The following is a 22,820-nucleotide window of genomic DNA, read 5'->3' as shown; positions in this document are numbered from 1 at the left end:
ATCGACCGTCATGCCACGGGACGCGCGAAGGGTGTGTCCCTTTGACATAACTGTCAAATGCGATCTCTGATGGTTGCTATACCGAAACTGGTATATATCAAAAGCCGACGAATGCGTTGCGGGAGCGAAGACAAAGCATGGCGGCATTGGGCAATCCTGTTGGTATTTCAGGTGGATACGACGAGCTGCCGGGAGATGGCGAAACGCTTCTGCGCAGCGGGCTCAGCCTGCGCCATATGCGCATGATCGCAGCCCTTGACGATCACGGCCGGGTAAGCGCCGCGGCCCAGGTGATGAACATATCGCAGCCCGCCGCCTCGCGCATGATTTCGGAAATGGAGGCGGTGCTCGACGTGAAGCTCTGCGAGCGGCTGCCGCGCGGCATCACGCTGACGCCCTACGGCAAGGCGCTGGCCAGGCGCGCGCGCTCGATCCTGCTCGAGATGCGCGAGGCCGACCGCGAGATCTCTGAGCTCAAGGCGGGCAAGGGTGGCTCGGTATTCCTGGGCGCAGTGACGGCGCCGGCGATCGAACTGGCGGTGCCGGCGATCCGCGAGATCCGCCGCCTCTATCCGCGCATCGAGATCACCATGCAGGTCGAGACCTCGAACGTGCTGGCACGCGAGCTGATTGCGTCGCGCCACGATTTCATCATCGCGCGCATTCCCGACGATCTCAATCCGCGTCTGTTCGAATCGCGCGTCATCGGCGTCGAGAAGGCCTGCCTGATCGTGCGCCGAGGCCACCCGCTGAGCAACGGCAAGGCGGTGCGGCTGGAGGAGACCGCCGCCTATGACTGGGTCTTCCAGTCCGGCGGCTCGCCGCTGCGCCAGGCGATGGAGAGCAATTTCCTCAACCGCAACATCGCGCTCCCGGATCGCATCCTCAACACCAGCTCGCTGCTGCTCACCCTGGTCATGGTGGCGCAGTCCGATGCTATTGCGCCGGTGTCGGTGCAGGTGGCGAAATTCATCCAGAATCCCGACGGGCTGGCCGGCGCCATCGATGTCGTCCAGACCGAGTTCGACATCGAGGTCCGGCCCTACAGCCTGATCACGGTGAAGAACCGCGTGCTCTCTCCGGCCGCCAAGATGCTGCACGATTTCATCCTGCGCGAAGTTGGGTGACGGTTGGCTCGGCCGCCGCTAGCGAAGGCGGTAGGGCGCCGGACCAAACGGAAGCGCAACCAGTCTCGACGTCAGTTTCGGTCGTGACAGCCGCGCGCTGGCGGCCAGCGATTTCATGCTCGCGCATGTTCAAAACCCAAAATCCACCCTTTACAAATCGGGAGCCCGGATTCCAACGTGAGTGTCGGGGTGGGGCTCTCCATAGATGGCTTTCAAGAAACTGCGTATTCTGCTCGGCTTGAAGGCCGACCCAGACAAAATTCCGGCCCATGCCAGGATCGGCCGATACTCCAAGAGCCTGGACGGGCGCTCGTTCTTCAATTGCACAGAACAGTCGCCGGTCGTGGCGCGCTTCCTGGCGTCTCCTTCGCCGTAGAGCGCCCCCTCTAGGGGTACCGTGCTCGCGCGAGTGTAACAGGCCGATCGGAAGATTGATGAGCGCTGCCTAATGTTAACCATCTTGATGCTAGCGTAGCCGCCCGCGAGACAAACGCGAGAACGAGAACACAGGATGAAAATCGATCTGCTGCCTGCAAAGCTTGGATGGGCGTTGAAGACCACGGCGATTGGGTTCGCCGCCATTCTGGCGGCGCTGCCCGCGAAGGCCGAGACGGTCGGCGACAATCACGGTGGCCAGATCGTGAGCTTCGCCCTGCACATTGCCCAATTGCGCGCCGCCGACGAGCCGGTGAGCCTCGAGGGGGCGTGTGACAGCGCCTGCACGCTCTATCTGTCGCTGCCCGTCGAGCAGCTTTGCGTGACCCCTCAGGCATCCTTCGGCTTCCATCTGCCCTACGGCGTCGGCGCTCGGCAGAACGCGGTCGCCGCCAATTACCTTATATCGCAATATCCTGACTGGGTGCGGCAATGGATCGATGAGCATGGCGGCCTGACGCACACCATAGTGCGGATGGAAGCCGACGAGGCGGCAAAGCACCTTCCGCTGTGCGGCGTGCTGGCATGAAAGGTGCGGCATCCATCCGCACCTGACCGGACTGCGCGGTCCCGGCAGGTGCAGGAAGGCGCCATCTGATCGATTGATTCCGGCTGAAGCGGGTAGCAGGTTTGTTGCCGGCCGGTCCTGCATGCCCGCTCTCGAAACCGCCATTCACAAGAGAGTCTCTATCGCCCTGGTAATTCGCAGGGTGAGGGAACTGACCGGGACGGCAGCCGAAGAAGCGCTAGAAGCCACTTTGCGCTCAATACGGTGGGTGACACCACCAGAAGGCCTCGGCTTCCTCTTTGGGTGTCATCGGACGTGACTCCCATGAGTCCGTTCTGGCTATGTAGTGCTTCCAAATGGGCCTGCCGTCCACGCCGGTTCCTTCGTGCCAGTCGGTAAACCCCATCAGCGGCAACAGGACTTGTCGGATCGAGCGAAGCCGCAGTGCCGCCGTGCGCATGGGAAAGGCCTCCCTCCCAGTACTTCCGCCGCAGCGTTGCCAAGCCGATTTCCAGCGGCCCGGCGGCCAAGGGCGGGGGCTCGGGGTTTGACCGCCGGGCCTAACCGGCAAACGGGGTAGGTTGCCGGCTGGCAAATTATAGGCCGATCATTGGAATATTCAATTTTGCTAAATTGCGTCGGAACAAAAACTTGCACGTCTCGTTGGAAATGCCGGCCGGATTGCATGTCCCCTCCATCCTTCCGGTCCCTTGGGAAAAGGCCCGCTGCCATGTGATTGGCGGCGGGTTTCACATTTTATCGAATGCTGAAACAAAAGCCGGCTGGAGCCGTTGATTATTACCAGATCGTACCTCTGGTGACACAGTAGACCCTGCCGCCGGCTTCGGCCGGCGGTCTTTTAGCAACGGCTAACGGAACGGAAACCGTCCTGCGATATTGAATCAAATTCGAGTTGCGGGGCGTTCCATGCGCAAGCCTGCCGGCGTTGGCCGGTTCGAGTTCATCGAGCCACTGATGAGTGAATACGGCGCGGCACAAGCTGGAGCGGGTAGCGGGAATCGAACCCGCGCGTTCAGCTTGGGAAGCTGACAGGCTACCATTACATCATACCCGCGCGCGCCCTCGTTACCATGATGGCCGGGCTTCGGGCAATCGCCAAAGCCGTGCCCGGATGACAAGAGAGCCTTTGATGCCGGCGATCGGTCATGCTAGTAGCGCCTGCGCTTTGGGAATCGGCAGTTTATTTGCCCGCCGACCCCCCGTAAGCAAGGTGCGTGGGTGGGGACCCGGCTTGGAATTCAACATACGCAAGAGAAAACGGGCCTCCGGGGCCAGGAAGATATTTGCGCTGGAAGACCTCAAATTCCTGCTGCAACTCCCTGCTTTGGCGATTGTCTCCCGGCTCGTTCCCGAGCGCGAATGGCGAGCGATCTGCCTGTCCATGGCGCGGCTGGGCGGCGCGTCTTTCGCCAACCGGGACAGCCGGGTCCTGCAGACCTTTCGCTCGTTCGGACTGGCCGGCAATGACGATCTGCGCGGCGTCCGCGCGACGCGTCACGAGCATCACATACAGATCCTGCGCGAACGGCTCGGTGGGTGGAACCCGGCCATAGCGCTGCAAGGCATCGAGCATCTCGAAGCCGCGCAAGATGCAGGCCATGGCGCGGTGCTGTGGATCGCGCATTTCAGCTTCAATGCGCTGGCGGCGAAGATGGCCTTCGCCAGGGCCGGGTTCGAGGTGTTTCACGTCAGCCGGCCAGTGCATGGCTTCACCAAGTCGCGTTTCGGCATCCGCTTCCTGAACCCGATCAGGATTGGCGCGGAACTGAGATACGCGGCCGGCCGCGTCGTGATCGACCGCGCCGATCCTGCTGCCAGCATGAACGAGGCCCGTCGGTTGCTTCGCGCCAACAAGTTCGTTTCAATAACCGCCGGAGCCTGGGAGGGCGAAGTGCTGGTCACGGCGCGAATAGGCGAATCGGGCATGGAAGTGGCCAGCGGCGCGCCCCGGCTGGCCAGGATCGCCGGCGCTCCGCTGTTGCCGGTCTTTGTCGGGCGCGACGACAGCACCGGCCAACTGCACGTGGTCGTCGAGCGCCCGATCGATCTCTCCCGCTATCGGGACAAGGCCGAGATGATCCAAAGCGCCGCGCAGGAGTTTGCCGACCGGCATCTGCCCTATTTGCAAAGCTGGCCGCATCAATGGCGCGACTGGGAGAAACTGACCGCGTTCACCTCGCGCTGACGGTCGAGAGCTCATGCCGCTATTCAGCATTCTCATAACGGACGATCAGAGCGCTGACCTTCCCGAACGGGTCAGCGAGAACATCCGCTCGTTCAAGGCCGCGCATCCGGGCGAGGAGCATGTCCTGTTCGGGGAAGCCGAATTGAGCGAGTTCATCGCGGCGCATTTCGACACCGAGGTGTTATCGGCTTTCCGCACCTTGCGCCCCTACACCTACAAGGCAGACCTCGCCAAATACTGCCTGCTCTACGAACGGGGCGGCGTCTACGCCGACCTTTCCTATGAATTCCTGCGCGGCGTTCCGCGCGAAAAGGGCCGCCTGTCGGTATTTCGTGACTTGCTGAGCTCGACGCCATGGGACACCAGCCTCGGCGTGGTCGCCGCCCCCATGCGCCACAGGGCCATGGCCAAGGCCATCGAGTTGGTCTGCGCCAACGTCAAACGCGAATATTACGGGCCGACCGCCTTGTGCCCGACCGGACCGACGCTGTTCGGTAAGGCCATCGCCATGACCTGCGATCCGGAAGACCTAATCGTCGGAGAGGCGGTCAGGTTGACGCTGCCGACAGGCGAGGGCGAACCTGCGCAGAAGCCGAGCCATTGCCTTCAGCACGCCAAGGAACTGGTGGCGATCAAGCGCAAGCGGGGAGGCGGCCCAGTGTCGGAACTCGGCATCGGCGGCGGCAACCGCTACAATAGGCTCTGGCGCTACCGGGAAGTCTATCGCGAACGGCCGCCATGGGCCCGCATCTTGCGTTGGCGGTTTTGGTGAGCGTGGCCTTTGCCGACATCCAGCTGGCTTGATGCCGGGCGGGCAAGTGCGTATTTCTGGGATCGAACCCCCGAATCGGGGCAGCCGAAACGTGGAGACGGAACTTGTCCGCACTGACGCGCTTTCTCGGTGACTCACCGCTCCGGGTGCTGATCAAGCTGCTTGTGGTCTCGTTCCTCGTCGGCCTTGTGATGCACGCCTTCGGCTGGTCGCCGATGGACGTCTACCACGGCATCCGCCAGTTCTTCCTCGACCTGTGGAATCTTGGCTTCCATGCCATCGACCGTTTCCTCGGCTATATCGTTTTGGGCGCGGCGATTGTCGTGCCGGTCTTCATCCTGCTCAGGATCGCCAGCTACAGGAAGTGACCCTCAGACGAAGCCTGACGCCACCTCGAACAGGATGGCGTGACGCGCGGCAAGTGTTACCACGTCCGTCGAATAGCCGCCGCCGACGACGCCGCAGACCGGCATGCCGAGCCCGCGAAAATGGCGGAGAACCATCGCATCGCGGGCGCGCAGGCCGTCATCGCTGAGTGACAGCCGGCCCAGCCTGTCCCCGGCGTGGACGTCGACGCCGGCATTGTAGAAGACGATGTCCCAGCGCGTTCTGGCCGACAGTTCCGGCAGGATGCCGCCGAGCCTCTCGAGATAGGCCGTGTCGCCGGTGCCGTCAGGCAGCGCGACGTCTAGGTCAGAGGCGATCTTGCGCACCGGATAGTTGCGCTCGCCATGCATGGAAAAGGTGAACGCGCGTGGTTCGTCCTTCAGGATATCCGCCGTGCCGTCGCCCTGATGCACGTCGAGGTCGACGATCAGGATGCTGCCCACGGCACCCTCGGCAAGCAGCACCAGCGAGGCGACGGCGACGTCGTTGAAGGTGCAGAAGCCGGCGCCCTGCGCGCGCCGCGCATGGTGGCTGCCGCCGGCGGCGTTGCAGGCGATGCCGTGCCTCAGCGCCAGCCGCGCCGCCAGCACCGTGCCACCGGCGGCAAGCTGTGCCCTGAGCGAAACCCGCGGACCGACCGGAAAGCCGATCTCGCGTTCGATCCTTTCCGGCACCTGGCAGGCCAGGACCTGGTCGACATAGTCGGCCGCGTGCGCCAGCTTCAGCCACGATGCCGGCGCCGGCTCGGGCATGGCGAGCGTGTCGCGGCTCGCCAGTCCGCGCGCCTCAAGCGCCTGCATCAGCAGCGGATACTTGCTCATCGGGAAGCGGTGGTTGACGGCGAAACCGGCGTCATAGCCGGGGTGGTGGACGATCTGCAGCGGCATGCCAGCTCCGGGATTCGGTTGGCCGACGCCGGATCGTGATTGCGCGGCACCGGCAAACTGGGGCACATCGGTCGTCCGATCAAGCCGTCCCGAGGACCAGGCCCTGGATCAGCTATCGACATCGGCCGCCAGCCGGTCTTTCGCCGTAACCAACCGCTCGGTGCTTGCCATCGCCGTGCCGATGACGCTCGCCTATCTGACGACGCCGCTGCTCGGCATCGTCGATACGGCGGTGGTCGGCCAGTTCGGCGACGCCGCCCTGCTCGGCGGCCTGGCGGCGGGCGCGCTTGCCTTCGACGTCGTCTTCACCACCTTCAATTTCCTGCGCTCCGGCACCACCGGCCTCGTCGCCCAGGCGTTCGGGCGCGGCGACGCACTGGAAGAGCAGGCGGTGCTCTGGCGCGCCGTGCTGATCGCCGTCGTCGCCGGCATCGTGCTCGCCGCCCTTGCGCCGGTGATCGCCATTGGCGGGCAAAAGTTCATGGGCGCCGAACCGCGCGTCAGCGAAGCGATGGCTGTTTATGTCCATATCAGGCTGCTCGCCGCGCCCTTCTCACTGATCAACTACGCCATCCTCGGCTACGTGCTCGGGCGCGGCGAGGGCGGGCTTGGCCTGATGCTGCAGGCGGTGCTGAACGGCATCAACATCGCGCTTTGCTTCCTGCTCGGCCTGAAGCTCGGCTGGGGCGTCGCCGGCGTTGCCTGGGCGACCGTCACCGGCGAGTTCCTTGCCATGCTGCTCGGCCTCGCCATCGTCCTGCGTCGTTTCCGGAGGTTGGAGCGCCCCTCGCGCCAGCGCATCCTCGACCTGCCGGCCTACCGGCGCATGCTGTCGCTCAACCGCGACATCATGATCCGCTCCTTCTCGCTGCTCGCCGCCTTCGCGCTGTTCACCCGCCAGGGCGCGCAGTTCGGCACGGTGACGCTGGCTGCCAACGCGGTGCTGATGAACTTCTTCCTCATCGCCGGCTACTTCCTCGACGGCTTCGCCACCGCCGCCGAGCAGCTCGCCGGCCGCGCCATCGGCGCGGGCGCCGAAACGCCCTTCCGGCAAGCAGTGCGGCTGACCCTGTTTTGGGGTTTCGGCCTGTCGGGCGTCGCCACCCTCGTGCTGCTGCTGGCCGGTGTCGATCTGGTCGGCCTGATCACGACATCGCCCGAGGTCCGCGAGGTTGCCGACACCTATCTGCCCTGGGCGGCGTTCACCGCCCTCAGCGGCGTGCTGGCGTTCCAGATGGACGGCGTCTTCATCGGCGCCACCTGGTCGCGCGACATGCGCAACATGATGCTGTTGTCGTTCCTCGCCTTCAGCGCCGCGCTGCTGACTTTGGCGCCGGCCTTCGGCAACAGCGGGCTCTGGGCGTCGCTGCACGTCTTCCTGCTAGTGCGAGGCGTGAGCCTGCTTATGGTTCTGCGGGTGCGGGCGCGGACTGCGTTTTAGGTGGTGCCTCCGCTCGGGATCAGGATCCGTTGACGCCGGGAGAGGTGGCTGCTGGCGACGACAACGACCTAGAGGCCGGTGAGCAATTTCTTGAGCAGGGCGTTGAGAGTCTCCTGCTCCGACGGCGTCAGCACGGAGATCAATTGCTCTTCTAGCGCCACCATTGGACCGATCAAATCGTCTATCGCCCGCTTGCCACCAGTCGTTAGCGCAATTTTCTTGCCGCGCCGGTCCTTGGGATCGGGGCGTCGTTCAACCAGCCCGGCGCGCTCCAGTCGATCCAGGCGGTTGGTCATGCCGGCCGACGAGATCATTGCCGATTCGTAAAGCTGCGTTGGCGAAAGCATATAGGGTTCGCCGGAGCGCCTGAGCGGCGTCAGCACATCAAACTCACCTACATTCAGGCCTGCTCCCGAAAGCAGCGGGTTCATGTGATCGCGGATCACGCGCGCGGCGGCATCGAGCAGACGACCTACCGTTTCAATAGGCAACACTGGAAGGTCGGGGCGCTCGCGAGCCCATTGCTTAGCCGCGGCCTCGGCACGATCCATTCGAATATTCTCTCAACAAAATGTATCTTGACATCGAGATACATTGCATCTACTAACATTGCATCAAGACAATAGCGCAGGGCGCGGCGATAGAGAAGGAGAAAGCGATGTCCAGAATGATTTTCGTGAACCTGCCTGTGCGCGACCTGGCGGCGTCGACGGCGTTCTACGTGGCTCTAGGTGGCACCGTAAACCCGCAGTTTTCGGGCGAGAAATCTACCTCGCTCATGTTCTCGGACGCGATCGGGGTGATGCTGCTGAGCCATGACCACTACCGCGAATTCACCAAGCGCCCTATCGGCGACGCGCGGCGTGACAGTCAGGCAATGATCGCCCTCACGGTCGACGACCGCGCCGCCGTCGATGCAACGCTGACCAGCGCGGTTGCGGCGGGCGGTCGCGCCGATCCCAACCCGGCACAGGATCTTGGCTTCATGTATAACCGCCACATTGAAGACCCAGATGGCTATGTTTGGGAGATCGTATGGATGAATCCGGCAGCCTGAACGCGGAAGGGCTACGCGATGAGAGATGACATAAAGGTGTGGGCGCACGGGCGCCATGGCCTTCTAATGAGCCTTGACGGCCCAATGATCCAGGCGGCTGTCGCGCAACTCGCGCAGCGAAGTCAGTCCTTCGCGCTCCACAAACCGCGCCATGCCGGCAACGATTCGCCCCGGCAGCGCCGGCCCGGCATAGATCATGCCGGTATAGAGCTGCACCAGATCGGCGCCGGCGCGGATCTTTTCCAGCGCTGTCTCCGTGGAATTGACGCCCCCGACGCCGATGATCGCCATCTCGGGACCGACGAGCTTGCGCATGCGTGCAAGGACAGCGGTCGAGCGTTCGAACAGCGGCTTGCCTGAAAGGCCGCCGGCCTCGCCGGCGAGGCTTGCGCTCCGTAGTCCCGTCCGCGCGAGAGTTGTGTTGGAGACGATGACGCCGTCGACCCTTTTCTCGGCGACCTCGGCGGCGATGTCTTCCAGTTCGGCCTCGACCAGGTCCGGCGCGATCTTGAGGAAGACCGGCGGCTGCGCCGAAGCCGACGCCCGCGCAGCCATGACGCGCGACAGCAGCTCGCCGAGTTGCTCGCGCGCCTGCATGTTGCGCAGGCCCGGCGTGTTCGGCGAGGAGATGTTGACCGTGAGATATGTGGCATGGGGCGCGAAGCGGGCGACCCCGCGCTCATAGTCACCGATGCGGTCGGCGCTGTCCTTGTTGGCGCCGATGTTGACGCCGACGATGCCAAGGCGACCCTTTCGGGCTGCAAGGCGCTTCTCGGCCGCCTCGTGGCCCTCATTGTTGAAGCCCAGCCGGTTGATCACCGCTTCGTCGGCCGTCAGCCGGAAGATGCGCGGCTTCGGATTGCCCGTCTGCGCCAGCGGCGTGACGGTGCCGACCTCGGCGAAGCCGAAGCCGAGGCCGAGCAGTGCGTCCGGCACCTCGGCATTCTTGTCGTAGCCCGCCGCCATGCCGAGCGGGTTCGGGAAATCGAGGCCTGCGACGCGCAGCTTCAGCCGATCGTCGCGCGGCGCGCGCGGGGCGACCGGCAAGCCGCATCGGAGCGCGGCGATGGACAGGCCATGTGCCGTTTCCGGATCGAGCGTGAACAGCAGTTTCTGGCCGATACGGTCGAGCATGCTCATTCCGTCTCCAGGTCGGGAAACTCATGCCGACCGTCGGCGCCGAGCGGCAGGGGACGGATCCAAAGGACTGCTGAGAGATCGAGCGGCGCGTAGAGATGCGGGAACAGCGCGCCGCCGCGTGAGACCTCGTACTTCAGGGCACCACCGAGGCGGTCGCCATCGATGGCGATCAGCAGCAGGCCGGTCTGGCCGGCAAAATGCCTGGCCGCCGTCTCCCGCAGCTGATCGGCGGTCGAGAAATGGATGAAGCCATCGGCGACGTCGATCGGTGCGCCGGTGAAGCGGCCGCTTCGCTCTGCCTCGCGCCAGAGCGCTTCTGGCGCGATCTTGTAGATAAACTGAGACATGGCTGCGCTATAGTCCGAACGAACCGCGCGGGAAAGGGTGCAGGCAAGGTCTGGAAAAGTGTTGCACGGCTTTTTCGGCGGTAGCCTGCGTCGAGTCAAGGAACGACTCTTCCCCACTTCCGGCGCAAAGCTGTGATAGGTTGCATAGACTGGCTCATGGAGGACAACATGCGTCCGCAGTACATACTGATCCCAGCGGCACTTTTCTCGCTGGTCGCCGTGTCGGCCTTTTCCGAGGAAACCGATCGCTACCGGCTGGAAAAGTCGGCCAACGGTTATGTCCGCATGGACACCCAGACCGGCGCCATGTCGATCTGCGAAGAGCGCTCCGGCCAGCTCGTCTGCAAGATGGCGGCCGACGAACGCGCCGCCTTCCAGGACGAGGTCGACAAGTTGCAGACCTCGGTCAAGGCGTTGGACGAGCGTGTCGCCAAGCTTGAGAACTCGCTTTCCGCCCGGTTGGAATCACAGCTGCCGAGCGAAGAGGATTTCAACAAGACGTTGGGCTACATGGAGCAGTTCTTCCGGACGTTCAAGGACATCGTCAAGGATATGGACAAGGAGAATGGCGACGACGGCGCCAGGCTCAACCAGCAAAAGACCTGAGCGCCCGGCCTTTGCCGCTTGAAAACGGCCGATATCGCCGCATAATCGATCCGATCCCGTAAAAAGCACAACAGCAATGCCGGGATTCGGGGAGGACTGTTTGCCGTCGGGTTACACTTTCGTCATCGCCGACGATCATCCGCTTTTTCGCGGTGCGCTGAAGGAGGCGCTTGCCGGCATCGGCGACGTCGCCGCCATCCACGAGGCCGGCGATTTCGAAAGCGCAAAGGCGCTGGTCGTGGCCAATGAGGATATCGATCTGGTGCTGCTCGACCTGTCGATGCCGGGCGCCAGCGGCCTGTCCGGCCTGATCTCGCTGCGTGGCGTTCATCCGGCCGTGCCGCTGATCGTGGTCTCGGCGCATGATGACCCGGTGACGATCCGCCGCGCGCTCGACCTCGGCGCCTCCGGGTTCATCTCCAAATCGGCCAGCATGGAGGAAATCCGCCGTGCCGTGCAGGCGGTGCTGGCCGGCGATATCGCCGCGCCCGTCGGTATCGATCTCGGCGTCGAGCGCGATCCCGAGATCTCCGACCTGATCAAGCGCCTGCAGGCGTTGACGCCGCAGCAGACGCGTGTGCTCGGCATGCTGGCCGAAGGCCTGCTCAACAAGCAGATCGCCTATGAGCTTGGCGTCTCCGAGGCGACGATCAAGGCGCATGTCTCGGCCATCCTGCAGAAGCTCGGCGTCGACAGCCGCACCCAGGCGGTGATCCAGCTCTCCCGGATTGGCGGCGACCCGCTGCAACCTGCGAGCTGATTGGCGGCCGTCGAAGCAGCATCAGCTGCTTGTACCGAGGCTTGTTCATCTGAGCCGCACGGACAGCTCGACATCGTCGCCGAAGGGGGTGGAGATGTAGCCCGATGCCGGCGAGCGCACGCGCTCCAGATATTCGGGAGAGAGGTCGGCATTGTCGGCGATGACCAGCGCGCCCGGTTTCAACCGGCTCTCGACCAGGCTCAAGATTTCCGGATAGAGCGCCTTGGCGCCATCCAGCAATAGAAGGTCTATCGCGTCGGGCAGGTCGGCCCTCAGCGTCTGCAACGCATCGCCCTCGCGGATTTCCACCAGGTCGATGAGGCCGCCCTCCGTCAGATTTGCCTTGGCGCGGACCACCTTGGACGGCTCGAACTCGGTGGTGATCAGGCGGCCGCCGCCATTGTCCCTGAGCGCCGCGGCAAGATAGAGCGTCGAGATGCCGAACGAGGTGCCGAACTCGATGATGACGCGCGCGCCGCTGCTGCGTGCCAGCATATAAAGCAGCGTGCCGGTTTCCGGCGAAACAGCGAGCCACAAATCCCTCAGCCGCCCGTAGAGATCGATATACTCGGTCTTGCTGCGCAGCAGGCGTTCCCGCTCGTCGTGCGAGATGCCGGCCATTGCCGGGCTGGTTGCGGTCTCGGCTTCCTTGAACAGGCGGGCGAGCAGGGGTGCAAGCGGGGCGTTTGTGAGCGTGATCATCGAAGTCTCCAATCGAAAATGGCTGTGTTCTTGTGTTGTGCTGAAAATACGAATAATCCTTCAGGTTTCCAATTCGCATTACCCGGCCGCGCCATGACCGAACGCTTAAGCCTTTCTATTTCCTCGCGAAAGCAGCCCAAGCAGGCTCGCGCGACGGAACTTGTTTCGGCGATCCTGGAGGCTGCTGTTCAGGTTCTGGCGAGTGAGGGCGCCCAGCGCTTCACCACCACGCGCGTGGCAGAAAGGGCCGGCGTGAGCGTCGGCTCGCTTTACCAATATTTCCCCAACAAGGCAGCGCTGCTGTTCAGGCTGCAGAGCGATGAATGGCGGCAGACGGGCGGTTTGCTGCGCACCATATTGGAGGACGACAAGCGGCCGCCGCTGGAGCGGATGCGCACGCTGGTCCATGCCTTTATCCGCTCGGAGTGCGAGGAAGCTGCCGTGCGCGTGGCACTCAATGACGCCGCCCCACTCTACCGCGACGCGCCCGAGGCGCACGAGGCAAGGGCCTCGGGTGAGCGCACCGTCCAGGCCTTCCTCCGCGAAGTTCTGCCCGGGACCCCGCAAGCAACCCAGGACCTGGCCGGCGATCTGATCACGATGACGTTGAGCGCGGCGGGAAAGGATTTTTCGGCAAGCCCGCGCACCGACGCGGAGATCGAAGCCTACGCCGATGCCATGGCCGACATGTTCTGCGCCTACATCGCAAGCCTTGGACACCGCTGAGACAGGGCTGGGCCTGTGTTGTAAGCAGGCGCGGCTATTCCGCCGCCGAAGCCAGCGGCCTAATCCGCGCTATCATCGAGCGCAGCACGGCCGGCTTCAGCGGCTTGTTGATCACCGGCACGTCGAGCCGGCCTGCCGATGCGCGCACTTCGCTCGATCGGTCGGCCGTGACCAGCACGGCCGGCAAATCCTGGCCGTGAAGCGCTCGCAGCGTCGCGATCGCGTCGAGCCCGGTGCCGCTGTCGAGATGATAGTCCGCCAGCACGATGTCTGGCCGGCTCTCCGCCGATCCCGCCACCTGCCAGGCGCCGGTGAGCGTTTCGACATGGCAGCCCCAGCCTTCGAGCAACAGCCGCATGCCGTCGAGAATGCGGGCATCGTTGTCGATGCACAGCACCTTGAGGCCGGCAAGCGAGGAGGCCACGCGCGCCGGCGCCTTCTCGATCTCGCGCCGGGGAGCCGCGACCGCGGCCACCGGCAGGATGACGGAGAAGCGCGTGCCTTTGCCGGGATTGGAGAAGATGCGGATCTCCAGCCTCAGCACCCTGGCGATACGGTCGACGATCGAAAGGCCAAGGCCAAGCCCCTCGGCCTCGCGCGCGCCTTCGTCCAGCCGGGTGAATTCGTGGAACACCGTGTTCAGCTCGTCGCCAGCAATGCCGATGCCGGTGTCGATCACCTGGATCTCGGCCAGCGACCCCCGCCGCCTTACGCCAACCAGGATGCGGCCATGGCGGGTGTATTTGATCGCGTTCGATACCAGGTTCTGGATCAGGCGGCGCAAGAGGTTGCGATCCGTCACCACGGTGAGCGACGACGGCATGATGGTGAGTTCGAGCTTCTTTTCGGCTGCCATCGGCCGGAAGTCGGTGCCGATCTGGCGGAGCAGCCCATCGAGGCTGAAGGCGGTGTCGTCGGGCTTCATGGCGCCTGCGTCGAGCCGGGAAATGTCGAGCACGGCGCCCAAAATGGTCTCGACCGACTCCAGCGAGGATTCGATGTTGACCGCGGCCTTGCCGGCGGGACCCTTGCCGTGCTTCTCGATCAGCGACGAGCAGTAGAGCCGGGCGGCGTTGAGCGGCTGCAGGATGTCGTGGCCGGCGGCGGCGAGGAAGCGCGTTTTGCCGAGATTGGCCTCCTCGGCCAGCATCTGCGCCTGCGCCAGCTCTTCGTTGACGCGGGTCAGTTCGATGGTGCGGGTCTTCACCCGCTGCTCCAGCGATTCATTGGCCCTCTTCAGCGCCAGGTCCTGCTCGACGCGGCCGGAAATGTCGGCATAGGTGGCGACGATGCCGCCGTCCGGCATCGGGTTGGAGCGCAGCTCCAGGATGCGGCCGCTGGTCTTCAGCTCCATCTGCCAGGGACCGTCGAAGCTGGTCAGCCGGTTGAGCATGGCCACCCGCTGGTCGGCCGCAATATCGCCGCGTTCGGCGAGGTGGCGCAGGATCCGGTCGAGCGAGACGCCGACCTGGCCCATTTCGTCGGGCAGGCCGAACAGCGCCCGGTACTGGCGGTTCCAGCAGATGAGGCGGAAATCCCGGTCGAAGACGGTGATGCCTTGCTCCATCTGGTCGAGCGCGATCTGCAGCAGGTCGCGATTGTGCTGCAGCGCCTCGGTGGCGTCGTCGAGCAGGCGGAAGGCGTCCCTGGAATCGCGATCGTTGCGGCGGAACAGCAGCGACAGGATCAGCCGCGCCGAGGACGAGCCGACGGCGCTCGCCAAAAGCTGTTCCGAGAAGCGGGTGACATCCATGTTGGCCTGCTCATTGCCATGCAGCGTCACACCATTGCTCTTCTCGAACGACTGGAAGGAGCGCTCCGTGCGCTCCACGCCGAGATAGCGGGAAATCGTGTCCTTGAGGTCGTTGACGGTGACGGCGGTGCGGAAGCGGCGCAGGCTGGGCATCGGGCCGGCTTCGCGCGGCACGAAGATCGCCGCCTGGATGCGCTCCAGCGGCACCGACGCGCGGGAGAGCGAGCCGAGCACAAAGAACAGTGCGTTGATCGACAGGCTCCACAGCACGCCATGGTTCAGCGGCTCGGCGACGGTGCCGAACAGCGCCTGCGGCCGAAGCGCCTCGAAACCGAACAGGCCGTGGACGATGATGTCGGCGTCGGGACCCACCAGCGAAGGCAGGAGCAGCGTGTAAGCCCACACCAGAATGCCGGCGACCATACCGAGCGCGGCCCCCCTGCCGTTGGCGCCGCGCCAGATCAGCCCGCCGATCAGCGCCGGCGCAAACTGCGCGATGGCCGCGAACGACATCAGGCCGATCGAGGACAGCCGCGCGCTGTTGGTGCTCTCGCGATAATAGAGGAAGGCGATGAACAGCATGATGAAGATCGCCCCGCGCCGCACATTGAGGATCAGCGTCGACCAGTCCTCGTTTTCCGAGCTAGAGGTTCTGACCAGGCGGCGCACGAACAGCGGGATGACGAGGTCGTTGGAGATCATGATCGACAGCGCCACGCTTTCGACGATGACCATCGCAGTCGCCGCCGACAGGCCGCCGATGAAGGCGGCCATGGCCAGCAGATCATGGCCGCTGAACAGGGGCAGCGACAAGACGTAGAGGTCGCTGCTGGTCCTGTCGCCGACCAGCGCCAGGCCGGCGAAGGCGATCGGCAGGACGAACAGGTTGATCGCCACCAGATAGAGCGGGAACACCCAGGTCGCGGTGCGCAGTTCCGCCTCGCTGCGATTCTCGACGATGGTGACGTAGAACTGGCGCGGCAGCATCAGAATTGCAAATCCGCTGAGGCAGGTCAGCACCAGCCAGGTGGCGAGCGACGTGCCGTAGCCCATGGCCTGCCGCGCCTGCGCGTTGTTGGCCAGCTTGTCGAACATGTCGCCCGGACCGCCGAAGATCAGGAACGTCACCATCAGGCCGATGGCGAGGAAGGCGGCGAGCTTGACCACGGTTTCCACCGCCACCGCCAGCACCAGCCCGTCCTGGTGCTCCGTGGCGTCGGCATGGCGGGTGCCGAACAGCACCGCGAACAGCGCGAGCAGCATCGCCACCACCAGTGAGATGTCGCTGACGAACGGGTCGAAGGAGGGCGGCGAGCCGGTGTAGTGCTCGACCATCAGGCTGACCGAGCCGGAGATCGCCTTCAGCTGCAGCGCAATATAGGGCACCGCGCCGATGGTCGCGATCAGCGTGGCGATCGCCGAGACGGCGAAGCTCTTGCCGTAGCGCGCGCCGAGGAAGTCGGCGACCGATGTGATCTTCTCGGTCTTGGCCAGCCTGACGATGCGGTTGAGCAGCGGAAAGCCGAACACGAACACCAGCACCGGTCCGGCATAGATGCCGAGGAATTCCAGGCCGCGCTCCGAGGAGAGGCCGACCGAGCCGAAGAAGGTCCAGGAGGTGCAGTAGATGGCGAGGCTGAGCGCATAGATGAAAGGTCGCGCCCGGCCTGGCGTGGACGCGGAGCGCCGGTCGCCAAGGCTGGCGATGGCGAACAGCAGCGTCACATAGGCGATCGCGATGATGACGATGAACCAGCCTTGCACGGTTCGAACTTCCTCCCTGGCCGGTCTCCCGCCGGCCGATGCCCGACGCAACCACAGCTTTGGGGGCGAGTCCATCACGGCTTTCGGCGCATAGGCGGACGGCAGTGGCCGCCCCTGACCGGCAGAAAGCGGCGCCTTGGCCCCATTTTCCCGTTTTGCAACCGGGGGTTTTTGTTATGGTGGGCGTGGGCTAGCGCCGAGCGGAAGCTGGGGACGGCAACATGGCCACGGCAAGGAGGGTCGAATGCTGAAAGAATTCCAGGAATTCATTTCCAAGGGCAATGTCATGGACCTGGCCGTCGGCGTCATCATCGGCGCCGCCTTCGGCAAGATCGTTACTTCGCTGGTCGACGACGTCATCATGCCGATCGTCGGTGCGATCTTCGGCGGGCTGGACTTCAACAACTACTTCTTTGGACTGTCCTCGAACGTTCATTCGGCGGCGTTGGTCGACGCCAAGAAAGAGGGCGCCGTTTTTGCTTATGGCAGCTTCATCACCGCGGTGCTGAACTTCCTCATCCTTGCCTTCATCATCTTCCTGATGGTCAAGGCCGTGAACGGCATGCGCAAGCGGCTCGAGCGCGAGAAGCCTGCAGCACCAGCTGCTCCGCCGCCGGCCGATATCGCACTGCTTACCGAAATTCGCGATCTGCTGGCCAGGAAATAGCGCGAAGCGGATTTCTGGACCAAAACCCCGGTCGCTCGCGGCCGGGGTTTTCTGTTTTCGGCCGTCGTAAAAGGCGCTAGCAGTCGCGAAACGGAACGGATTTTTGCATGACGCTCATTCAGACCTTGCGCGCCGAGGCGCGCGCCGCGCCCGAAAGCGGCATCGTGGCCGTGATCAACCACGGCCGGCTGCGCGACGGCATGATCCCGCTCTGGGCCGGCGAGGGTGACCTGCCGACGCCTTCCTTCATCAGCGATGCCGCCGCCCGCGGGCTGGCCGCCGGCGAGACCTTCTACACCTGGCAGAAGGGCATTCCGGAGCTCCGGCAGGCGCTTGCCCGCTACTATGGACGGCATTTCACCAAGAGCTTCGCCGAGGAGGAATTCATCGTCACCGCGTCGGGCATGCATGCCATCCAGCTTGCGATCGACGCACTCGCCGGCCAGGGCGACGAGGTGATCTATCTGTCGCCGGCCTGGCCGAATTTCGCCGCCGCGGCAGGGGTTGCGGGCGCCGTTCCGGTTGCGGTCACACTCGATCCGTCCGGCAATGGCTGGTCCTGCGACGTCGACAAGATCGCGGCCGCGATCACGCCGCGCACCAAGGCGCTGTTCGTCAACACGCCGTCCAACCCGACCGGCTGGACCGCTGACAGGGAGACGCTGCAGGCGATCCTCGATCTTGCCCGCCAAAGCGGCGTCTGGATCATTGCCGACGAGATCTACTCGCATTTCCACTATGGAAGCGGCCGCGCGCCGTCCTTCCTCGATGTGTCGACGGCGGAAGACCGTATCCTGTTCGTCAACAGCTTCTCCAAGAACTGGGCGATGACGGGCTGGCGCGTCTGCTGGATCAGGACCCACCCCGCCTTGCAGCAGGTGTTCGAGAACCTGATCCAGTATTCGACCTCGGGTGTCGCCCAGTTCATGCAGCGCGGCGCCGTCGCCGCCCTCGACGAGGGGGATGCCTTCATCGTCGAACAGGTCGAGCGTGCGCACGCCGCGCGCGACCTGGTCTGCGGCATTCTGGGCGCGACCGGCAAGGCACGCTTCACCGTGCCGCAGGGCGCCTTCTACCTGTTCTTCACGGTCGACGGCATCACCGATTCCCGCACCGCCGCCTTCGACATCGTCGACCATGCCAATGTCGGCCTGGCGCCAGGCACCGCATTCGGACCCGGCGGCGAGACCTTCCTCAGGCTATGCTTCCACCGCCGCCTCGACCAGCTCGAGGAGGCGGCGCACCGCCTGGCGAAATGGATGACAACGATTTGAGCAAGGCTGGATTGTGCGTCAGGCAAGTTCTTGCCTGAACGGCTTACTTTCAAGGGCGGTGCCCCCCCTCATCCGCCTGCCGGCACCTTCTCCCCGTGAAGGACGGGGAGAAGGGAGGGCCGCAACCTCGCCGCTCTTTCTGCGACGCGCCAGGTGGCGAAACCATCAACGCCAGCGCATTTCTCCCCGTTCTTCACGGGGAGAAATGTCCGGCAGGACAATGAGGGGCAGCGCCAGCGTTCTATGATTTGGCAGGACCTGTTACGCATCACCGCCCACGAACCACCAGCAGGTCACCCGCCCGACTTCGGCACCAGCAGGGGAATGATCCGGTCGCTCTTGGCGACGGACGGCCGGCCGCTCGAGGCATAGGGGATGCCGAGCGCGTCCCAGGTCTCGACCAGGGCGTCCTGAAGTTCGGCGATCAGCGCGTCCGAATGGAACGGCGTCGGCGTGATGCGCAGCCGCTCGGTGCCGCGCGGCACCGTCGGATAGTTGATCGGCTGGATGTAGATGCCGTGGACGCCGAGCAGGCGGTCGCTGGCCATCTTGCAAAGTTCGGGATCGCCGACCAGCACCGGCACGATGTGGGTGGACGATTCCATCACCGGGAGGCCGGCGGCGGCAAGCACCTCCTTGGTCCGCGACGCCTGGCGCTGCTGCGCGTCGCGCTCGGCCTGCGAGCGCTTCAGATGCCGGATCGAGGTGGTGGCGGCGGCGGCAACAGCCGGCGGCAGCGCCGTGGTGAATATGAAGCCCGGCGCATAGGAGCGCACGGCATCGATCACCGCGCTGGTGCCGGTGATGTAGCCGCCGAGCGTGCCGAAGGCCTTGGCGAGCGTGCCTTCGATGATGTCGATGCGGTCGGCCAGCCCCTCGCGCTCGGTAATGCCGCCGCCGCGCGGACCGTACATGCCCACCGCATGGACCTCGTCGATATAGGTCATAGCGTTGTAGCGCTCGGCGAGGTCGACGATCTGCTTGATCGGGGCGATGTCGCCATCCATCGAATAGACGCTCTCGAAGACGATCAGCTTGGCGCGCTCGCGTCCCGCAGCCTGCAGCAGGCTCTCCAGATGCGCGACGTCATTGTGGCGGAAGATCTTCTTTTCGGCGCCCGAACGGCGCACGCCCTCGATCATCGAAGCGTGGTTGAGCTCGTCCGAGATGATCAGGCAGTTCGGCAGAAGCCGTGCGATGGTCGAGATCGAGGCCTCGTTGGAGACGAAGCCGGAGGTGAAGACGAGCGCTGCTTCCTTGTCGTGCAGGTCGGCCAGTTCCAGTTCAAGCTCCACCAGCGGGTTGCTGGTGCCGGAGATGTTGCGGGTGCCGCCGGCGCCCGACCCCATCTTGCCGGCAGCCTTCTGGAAAGCGTCGATGACGTCGGGATGCTGGCCCATGCCGAGATAGTCGTTGGAGCACCAGACGGTGATTTCCTGGGCGCGGCCGTTGGAACGCCAGATGGCTCGCGGGAACTTGCCGACAATGCGTTCGAGGTCGGCGAAAACGCGGTAGCGCCGCTCCGCATGGAGCTGGTCGATCGCTTCCTCGAAGAACCGCTGGTAGTTCATGTCGCCTTCCCGATTTTGTGCCGGATCATAGTCATTGCCCCATCAGGCGTCCACCGGGGCCCTTTGGTCAAAATGCCACGCCCCAAGCGTGTTCCTAACGACCACGGATCGTGGCCTATTCCCTTGATGTGGATCAACTTTGTTTCAGTACGATGCCTTGGGCCCCGGCGACTGTTACGCATTTGACACTGGAGTTTTATTCGCCTTGCGGCGCGCTTTCCAGTAAGGCGGCCTTGAGACAGTTTCCAACAAATCTTGATCAGCGAGGACGCGTATGACGGTTTTGGTGACGGGCGGTGCCGGTTATATCGGCAGCCATATGGTCTGGGAGCTTCTGGACGCGGGCGAGAGCGTTGTCGTTCTCGACCGGCTTTCGACCGGCTTCGAATGGGCGGTGGCGCCGGAGGCCAGGCTCGTCGTCGGCGATGTCGCCGACCGCGAACTGGTCGGCCAGATCATCAGGGACAACAAGGTCGATGCCATCATCCATTTCGCCGGCTCGATCGTGGTGCCAGAGTCGGTCGCCGATCCGCTCGGCTACTACGAGAACAACACTTCCAAGACGCGCACCCTGATCGAAACGGCCGTGCGCGAGGGCGTGCCGCATTTCATCTTCTCCTCCACCGCCGCGGTCTATGGTGGCGCCGGATTGGAACCGGTGCGCGAGGATGCCGGGCTTTCGCCGGTATCGCCCTACGGCCTTTCCAAGCTGATGAGTGAGTGGATGTTGCGCGACGCGGCGAAGGCGCACGATATCCGCTATACGGCGCTGCGCTATTTCAACGTCGCCGGCGCCGATCCCAAGGGCCGCACCGGCCAGTCGACGCCGGGCGCCACGCATCTGATCAAGGTCGCCTGCGAGACCGCGCTCGGCAAGCGCCCCTTCATGCAGGTGTTCGGCACTGACTATCCCACCCCGGATGGCACCTGTATCCGCGATTACATCCATGTCAGCGATCTGGCGGCGGCGCACCGGCTGGCGCTGCAGCGGCTACGCGAAGGCGGCACCAGCCTGGTCGCCAATTGCGGCTACAGCCACGGTTACTCGGTGCTGCAAGTAATCGACAGCGTGCGCCGCGCCTTCGGCCGTGATTTCGAGGTCAAGATGGGCGACCGCCGCCCCGGCGACGCCGCCGCCATTGTCGCCAACTCCGAGCTTGCCCGCGCTGAGCTTGGTTGGACGCCGCAGCGCGACGATCTCGATCAGATCGTTGCCGACGCGCTGGCCTGGGAACGCATCCTCAGCGGCAAGAACTCGGCACGCGGCTGACCCAATCAGCTTGCGAGCCCAAGGGCTCGTCCTGCGCGCCGAGACGCGCTATTGAGGGTCTCACGGCGGCGCGTGGAGGCGCGCCGCCCTGTTCCGGAATTGCGTCAAAACAAGGAAATAGAGCGGTTCTGCGTTTCCGTGAAACGGTGAACCGCTCGAGGGGGCGGCATGAAGGTCTTGGTGCTTGGGGCCGGCGTCGTTGGCACGGCGGCCGCCTATTACCTGGCGAGCGATGGCCATGAGGTGACGGTGATCGAGCGCCACCAGGCCGCCGCGCGTGGCACCAGCCAGTCGAATGCCGGCCTTGTCTCGCCCGGGGACGCCACCGCCTGGGCTTCGCCCGCCGCGCTGAAGACCTTCATGCGCGCGCTCTGGAACCACGATCTCGGCATCAAGGTCAGGCTGCGCTTCGATCCCTATTTCCTCGCCTGGAGCCTGCGCTTCCTGCGCCAGTGCACGGTGGCGCGCCTGCGCGCCAACAGCCAGGTCAAGCTGCGCCTGGCGCTCTATTCCCGCGACTGCATCAACGCGCTCTCGGAAGCGACCGGCATTCACTACGACGAGCGTAAGAAGGGCATTCTCTATTTCTTCCGCTCGCAGCACAGCCTCGACACCGGCACCGACAATTACCGCTACCTTGCCGAGCACGGCCTGCCGATCGAGATCGTCGGCCGTGACCGGCTGATCGAGCTGGAGCCCGGCCTCGCCGGCGCCAGGGACAAGATCGCCGGCGGCGTCTATTCGCCGATCGACCAGACGGGCGATTCCCGGCAGTTCGTGGAAAAGCTCGCCGCTTATGCGGCCGCAAAGCTCGGCGTCAAATTCCTCTTCGGCACGACCGTCGAAGGCCTCGACATCGAAGGTGATCATGTGCGCTCGGTGATGACCTCGGCCGGCCCGGTCGCCGGTGACGCGGTGGTCATCTCCTTGGGACCGGAAAGCGGCCTGCTCGGCCGCCGCTACGGCATCGACCTGCCGGTCTATCCAGTGAAGGGCTACACCGCGACCATACCGCTGGAGGACGAGAGCAAGGGGCCGACCATGGGCGGCGCCGACGAGGACCAGCTGATCGGCTATTCGCGGCTCGGCAACCGGCTGCGCCTTGCCTCCACCGCCGAGTTCACCGGCTTCGACCGCAGCTTCAAGCCGCGTGATTTCGCCGCCATGTTCAGGACCGGCAAGGACCTGTTTCCCGGCGCCTTCGACGAGAAGAAAGCGGAGCTTTGGGCGGGCCTCAGGCCAATGATGCCGAACTCCGTGCCGGTGATAGGGCAGGCGCGCTACACCAACCTTTACCTCGACACCGGCCACGGCCATGTCGGCTGGACGATGGCTTGCGGCTCGGGAAAATTCCTCGCCGATATCGTCGCCGGCCGCAAGCCGGAGATCGATCCGCAAGGGCTGGTCTACAGGAACTAGA

General features: G+C 64.4%; 22 protein-coding genes and 1 tRNA gene. 15 read left to right on the top strand and 8 right to left on the bottom strand.

Annotated features, from left to right (window positions below):
* The first annotated feature begins 137 nt into the window (after window positions 1–137).
* From EJ073_RS15980 to EJ073_RS15975, 3 genes are all read left to right on the top strand, one after another.
* The gene (locus EJ073_RS15980; protein WP_126056583.1) at window positions 138–1,127 is read left to right on the top strand and encodes a LysR family transcriptional regulator; all 990 of its coding nucleotides are present in this window, start codon (window positions 138–140) and stop codon (window positions 1,125–1,127) included.
* Window positions 1,128–1,332: 205 nt separating this feature from the next.
* On the top strand, window positions 1,333–1,503 hold the full coding sequence (locus EJ073_RS31600) for a hypothetical protein (RefSeq protein ID WP_189347257.1): 171 nt from the start codon (window positions 1,333–1,335) through the stop codon (window positions 1,501–1,503).
* A 135-nt stretch (window positions 1,504–1,638) separates the two neighbouring features.
* Window positions 1,639–2,091: a hypothetical protein gene (locus EJ073_RS15975; protein WP_126056582.1), complete on the top strand. Its 453-nt coding sequence runs from the start codon at window positions 1,639–1,641 to the stop codon at window positions 2,089–2,091.
* 980 nt (window positions 2,092–3,071) lie between these two features.
* Here EJ073_RS15975 and EJ073_RS15970 read toward each other — a convergent pair.
* Window positions 3,072–3,145, bottom strand: a tRNA-Gly gene (locus EJ073_RS15970).
* A 75-nt stretch (window positions 3,146–3,220) separates the two neighbouring features.
* Here EJ073_RS15970 and EJ073_RS15965 point away from each other — a divergent pair.
* The 3 genes from EJ073_RS15965 to EJ073_RS15955 all read left to right on the top strand — a co-directional run bounded on the left by EJ073_RS15965 (window position 3,221) and on the right by EJ073_RS15955 (window position 5,416).
* Window positions 3,221–4,276, top strand: a complete 1,056-nt coding sequence (locus tag EJ073_RS15965) for a hypothetical protein (RefSeq protein WP_189347255.1) — start codon at window positions 3,221–3,223, stop codon at window positions 4,274–4,276.
* Window positions 4,277–4,289: 13 nt separating this feature from the next.
* Complete coding sequence (locus EJ073_RS15960) at window positions 4,290–5,048, top strand: glycosyltransferase (RefSeq protein ID WP_126056580.1); 759 nt, start codon at window positions 4,290–4,292, stop codon at window positions 5,046–5,048.
* Window positions 5,049–5,152: 104 nt separating this feature from the next.
* Window positions 5,153–5,416: a DUF6460 domain-containing protein gene (locus tag EJ073_RS15955; protein ID WP_126056579.1), complete on the top strand. Its 264-nt coding sequence runs from the start codon at window positions 5,153–5,155 to the stop codon at window positions 5,414–5,416.
* Window positions 5,417–5,419: 3 nt separating this feature from the next.
* Here EJ073_RS15955 and EJ073_RS15950 read toward each other — a convergent pair whose 3' ends face one another.
* Complete coding sequence (locus tag EJ073_RS15950; protein ID WP_126056578.1) at window positions 5,420–6,322, bottom strand: histone deacetylase; 903 nt, start codon at window positions 6,320–6,322, stop codon at window positions 5,420–5,422.
* 103 nt (window positions 6,323–6,425) lie between these two features.
* Here EJ073_RS15950 and EJ073_RS15945 point away from each other — a divergent pair, with 103 nt between their 5' ends.
* Window positions 6,426–7,763, top strand: a complete 1,338-nt coding sequence (locus tag EJ073_RS15945; RefSeq protein WP_189347259.1) for an MATE family efflux transporter — start codon at window positions 6,426–6,428, stop codon at window positions 7,761–7,763.
* Window positions 7,764–7,831: 68 nt separating this feature from the next.
* Here EJ073_RS15945 and EJ073_RS15940 read toward each other — a convergent pair whose 3' ends face one another.
* The gene (locus tag EJ073_RS15940; protein WP_189347254.1) at window positions 7,832–8,314 is read right to left on the bottom strand and encodes a MarR family transcriptional regulator; all 483 of its coding nucleotides are present in this window, start codon (window positions 8,312–8,314) and stop codon (window positions 7,832–7,834) included.
* A gap of 107 nt (window positions 8,315–8,421) precedes the next feature.
* On the opposite strand from EJ073_RS15940, the gene EJ073_RS15935 reads away from it, so the two are divergent.
* Window positions 8,422–8,820 (top strand): VOC family protein, encoded by a 399-nt coding sequence (locus tag EJ073_RS15935; RefSeq protein WP_126056576.1) that lies wholly within the window; start codon window positions 8,422–8,424, stop codon window positions 8,818–8,820.
* A gap of 63 nt (window positions 8,821–8,883) precedes the next feature.
* Here EJ073_RS15935 and EJ073_RS15930 read toward each other — a convergent pair whose 3' ends face one another.
* Window positions 8,884–9,960, bottom strand: a complete 1,077-nt coding sequence (locus EJ073_RS15930) for a quinone-dependent dihydroorotate dehydrogenase (protein WP_126056575.1) — start codon at window positions 9,958–9,960, stop codon at window positions 8,884–8,886.
* Window positions 9,957–10,307, bottom strand: a complete 351-nt coding sequence (locus EJ073_RS15925) for a DUF952 domain-containing protein (RefSeq protein WP_126056574.1) — start codon at window positions 10,305–10,307, stop codon at window positions 9,957–9,959. Before EJ073_RS15925 ends, EJ073_RS15930 begins: the two co-directional genes overlap by 4 nt.
* Before the next feature lie 168 nt (window positions 10,308–10,475).
* Here EJ073_RS15925 and EJ073_RS15920 point away from each other — a divergent pair, with 168 nt between their 5' ends.
* Window positions 10,476–10,913 carry a hypothetical protein gene (locus EJ073_RS15920; protein WP_126056573.1) on the top strand — a complete coding sequence of 146 codons (438 nt, stop codon included), beginning with the start codon at window positions 10,476–10,478 and terminating at the stop codon, window positions 10,911–10,913.
* Window positions 10,914–11,013: 100 nt separating this feature from the next.
* Entirely contained in the window at window positions 11,014–11,673 is a 660-nt protein-coding gene (locus tag EJ073_RS15915; RefSeq protein WP_126056572.1) for a response regulator transcription factor, read from the top strand.
* A gap of 45 nt (window positions 11,674–11,718) precedes the next feature.
* On the opposite strand, the gene EJ073_RS15910 is transcribed toward EJ073_RS15915, so the two are convergent.
* The gene (locus EJ073_RS15910) at window positions 11,719–12,375 is read right to left on the bottom strand and encodes an O-methyltransferase (RefSeq protein WP_126056571.1); all 657 of its coding nucleotides are present in this window, start codon (window positions 12,373–12,375) and stop codon (window positions 11,719–11,721) included.
* Between the two features lie 93 nt (window positions 12,376–12,468).
* On the opposite strand from EJ073_RS15910, the gene EJ073_RS15905 reads away from it, so the two are divergent.
* A complete protein-coding gene (locus EJ073_RS15905; protein ID WP_126059246.1) occupies window positions 12,469–13,101 on the top strand; it encodes a TetR family transcriptional regulator in 633 nt (210 codons plus the stop codon).
* A 34-nt stretch (window positions 13,102–13,135) separates the two neighbouring features.
* Here the strand turns inward: EJ073_RS15905 and EJ073_RS15900 are convergent, their stop codons facing one another.
* On the bottom strand, window positions 13,136–16,618 hold the full coding sequence (locus EJ073_RS15900; protein ID WP_189347252.1) for a PAS domain-containing hybrid sensor histidine kinase/response regulator: 3,483 nt from the start codon (window positions 16,616–16,618) through the stop codon (window positions 13,136–13,138).
* A 244-nt stretch (window positions 16,619–16,862) separates the two neighbouring features.
* Here EJ073_RS15900 and mscL point away from each other — a divergent pair, with 244 nt between their 5' ends.
* Complete coding sequence (mscL, locus tag EJ073_RS15895) at window positions 16,863–17,285, top strand: large conductance mechanosensitive channel protein MscL (protein WP_126056569.1); 423 nt, start codon at window positions 16,863–16,865, stop codon at window positions 17,283–17,285.
* Between the two features lie 107 nt (window positions 17,286–17,392).
* The gene (locus EJ073_RS15890; protein ID WP_126056568.1) at window positions 17,393–18,559 is read left to right on the top strand and encodes a pyridoxal phosphate-dependent aminotransferase; all 1,167 of its coding nucleotides are present in this window, start codon (window positions 17,393–17,395) and stop codon (window positions 18,557–18,559) included.
* Between the two features lie 293 nt (window positions 18,560–18,852).
* Here the strand turns inward: EJ073_RS15890 and hemA are convergent, their stop codons facing one another.
* Window positions 18,853–20,130 carry a 5-aminolevulinate synthase gene (gene hemA / locus EJ073_RS15885; RefSeq protein WP_126056567.1) on the bottom strand — a complete coding sequence of 426 codons (1,278 nt, stop codon included), beginning with the start codon at window positions 20,128–20,130 and terminating at the stop codon, window positions 18,853–18,855.
* Window positions 20,131–20,404: 274 nt separating this feature from the next.
* Here hemA and galE point away from each other — a divergent pair, with 274 nt between their 5' ends.
* Together galE and EJ073_RS15875 are read left to right on the top strand one after the other, a co-directional pair.
* Entirely contained in the window at window positions 20,405–21,400 is a 996-nt protein-coding gene (gene galE, locus EJ073_RS15880; RefSeq protein WP_126056566.1) for a UDP-glucose 4-epimerase GalE, read from the top strand.
* 168 nt (window positions 21,401–21,568) lie between these two features.
* On the top strand, window positions 21,569–22,819 hold the full coding sequence (locus EJ073_RS15875; protein ID WP_126056565.1) for a D-amino acid dehydrogenase: 1,251 nt from the start codon (window positions 21,569–21,571) through the stop codon (window positions 22,817–22,819).
* The last annotated feature ends 1 nt before the right edge of the window (window position 22,820 follow it).

This window comes from Mesorhizobium sp. M4B.F.Ca.ET.058.02.1.1, assembly GCF_003952505.1.
GTDB lineage: Bacteria > Pseudomonadota > Alphaproteobacteria > Rhizobiales > Rhizobiaceae > Mesorhizobium.
This window is presented reverse-complemented; position numbering and strand designations above follow the sequence as displayed.

Coding starts and splice junctions, on each gene's coding strand:
- EJ073_RS15890 (WP_126056568.1), top strand. CDS start 17,393: ATGACGCTCATTCAGACCTTGCGCGCCGAGGCGCGCGCCGCGCCCGAA.
- mscL (WP_126056569.1), top strand. CDS start 16,863: ATGCTGAAAGAATTCCAGGAATTCATTTCCAAGGGCAATGTCATGGAC.
- EJ073_RS15965 (WP_189347255.1), top strand. CDS start 3,221: ATGCCGGCGATCGGTCATGCTAGTAGCGCCTGCGCTTTGGGAATCGGC.
- EJ073_RS15960 (WP_126056580.1), top strand. CDS start 4,290: ATGCCGCTATTCAGCATTCTCATAACGGACGATCAGAGCGCTGACCTT.
- EJ073_RS15920 (WP_126056573.1), top strand. CDS start 10,476: ATGCGTCCGCAGTACATACTGATCCCAGCGGCACTTTTCTCGCTGGTC.
- galE (WP_126056566.1), top strand. CDS start 20,405: ATGACGGTTTTGGTGACGGGCGGTGCCGGTTATATCGGCAGCCATATG.
- EJ073_RS15935 (WP_126056576.1), top strand. CDS start 8,422: ATGTCCAGAATGATTTTCGTGAACCTGCCTGTGCGCGACCTGGCGGCG.
- EJ073_RS15925 (WP_126056574.1), bottom strand. CDS start 10,307: ATGTCTCAGTTTATCTACAAGATCGCGCCAGAAGCGCTCTGGCGCGAG.
- EJ073_RS15980 (WP_126056583.1), top strand. CDS start 138: ATGGCGGCATTGGGCAATCCTGTTGGTATTTCAGGTGGATACGACGAG.
- EJ073_RS15875 (WP_126056565.1), top strand. CDS start 21,569: ATGAAGGTCTTGGTGCTTGGGGCCGGCGTCGTTGGCACGGCGGCCGCC.
- EJ073_RS15940 (WP_189347254.1), bottom strand. CDS start 8,314: ATGGATCGTGCCGAGGCCGCGGCTAAGCAATGGGCTCGCGAGCGCCCC.
- EJ073_RS15905 (WP_126059246.1), top strand. CDS start 12,469: ATGACCGAACGCTTAAGCCTTTCTATTTCCTCGCGAAAGCAGCCCAAG.
- EJ073_RS15975 (WP_126056582.1), top strand. CDS start 1,639: ATGAAAATCGATCTGCTGCCTGCAAAGCTTGGATGGGCGTTGAAGACC.
- hemA (WP_126056567.1), bottom strand. CDS start 20,130: ATGAACTACCAGCGGTTCTTCGAGGAAGCGATCGACCAGCTCCATGCG.
- EJ073_RS15910 (WP_126056571.1), bottom strand. CDS start 12,375: ATGATCACGCTCACAAACGCCCCGCTTGCACCCCTGCTCGCCCGCCTG.
- EJ073_RS15950 (WP_126056578.1), bottom strand. CDS start 6,322: ATGCCGCTGCAGATCGTCCACCACCCCGGCTATGACGCCGGTTTCGCC.
- EJ073_RS31600 (WP_189347257.1), top strand. CDS start 1,333: ATGGCTTTCAAGAAACTGCGTATTCTGCTCGGCTTGAAGGCCGACCCA.
- EJ073_RS15930 (WP_126056575.1), bottom strand. CDS start 9,960: ATGAGCATGCTCGACCGTATCGGCCAGAAACTGCTGTTCACGCTCGAT.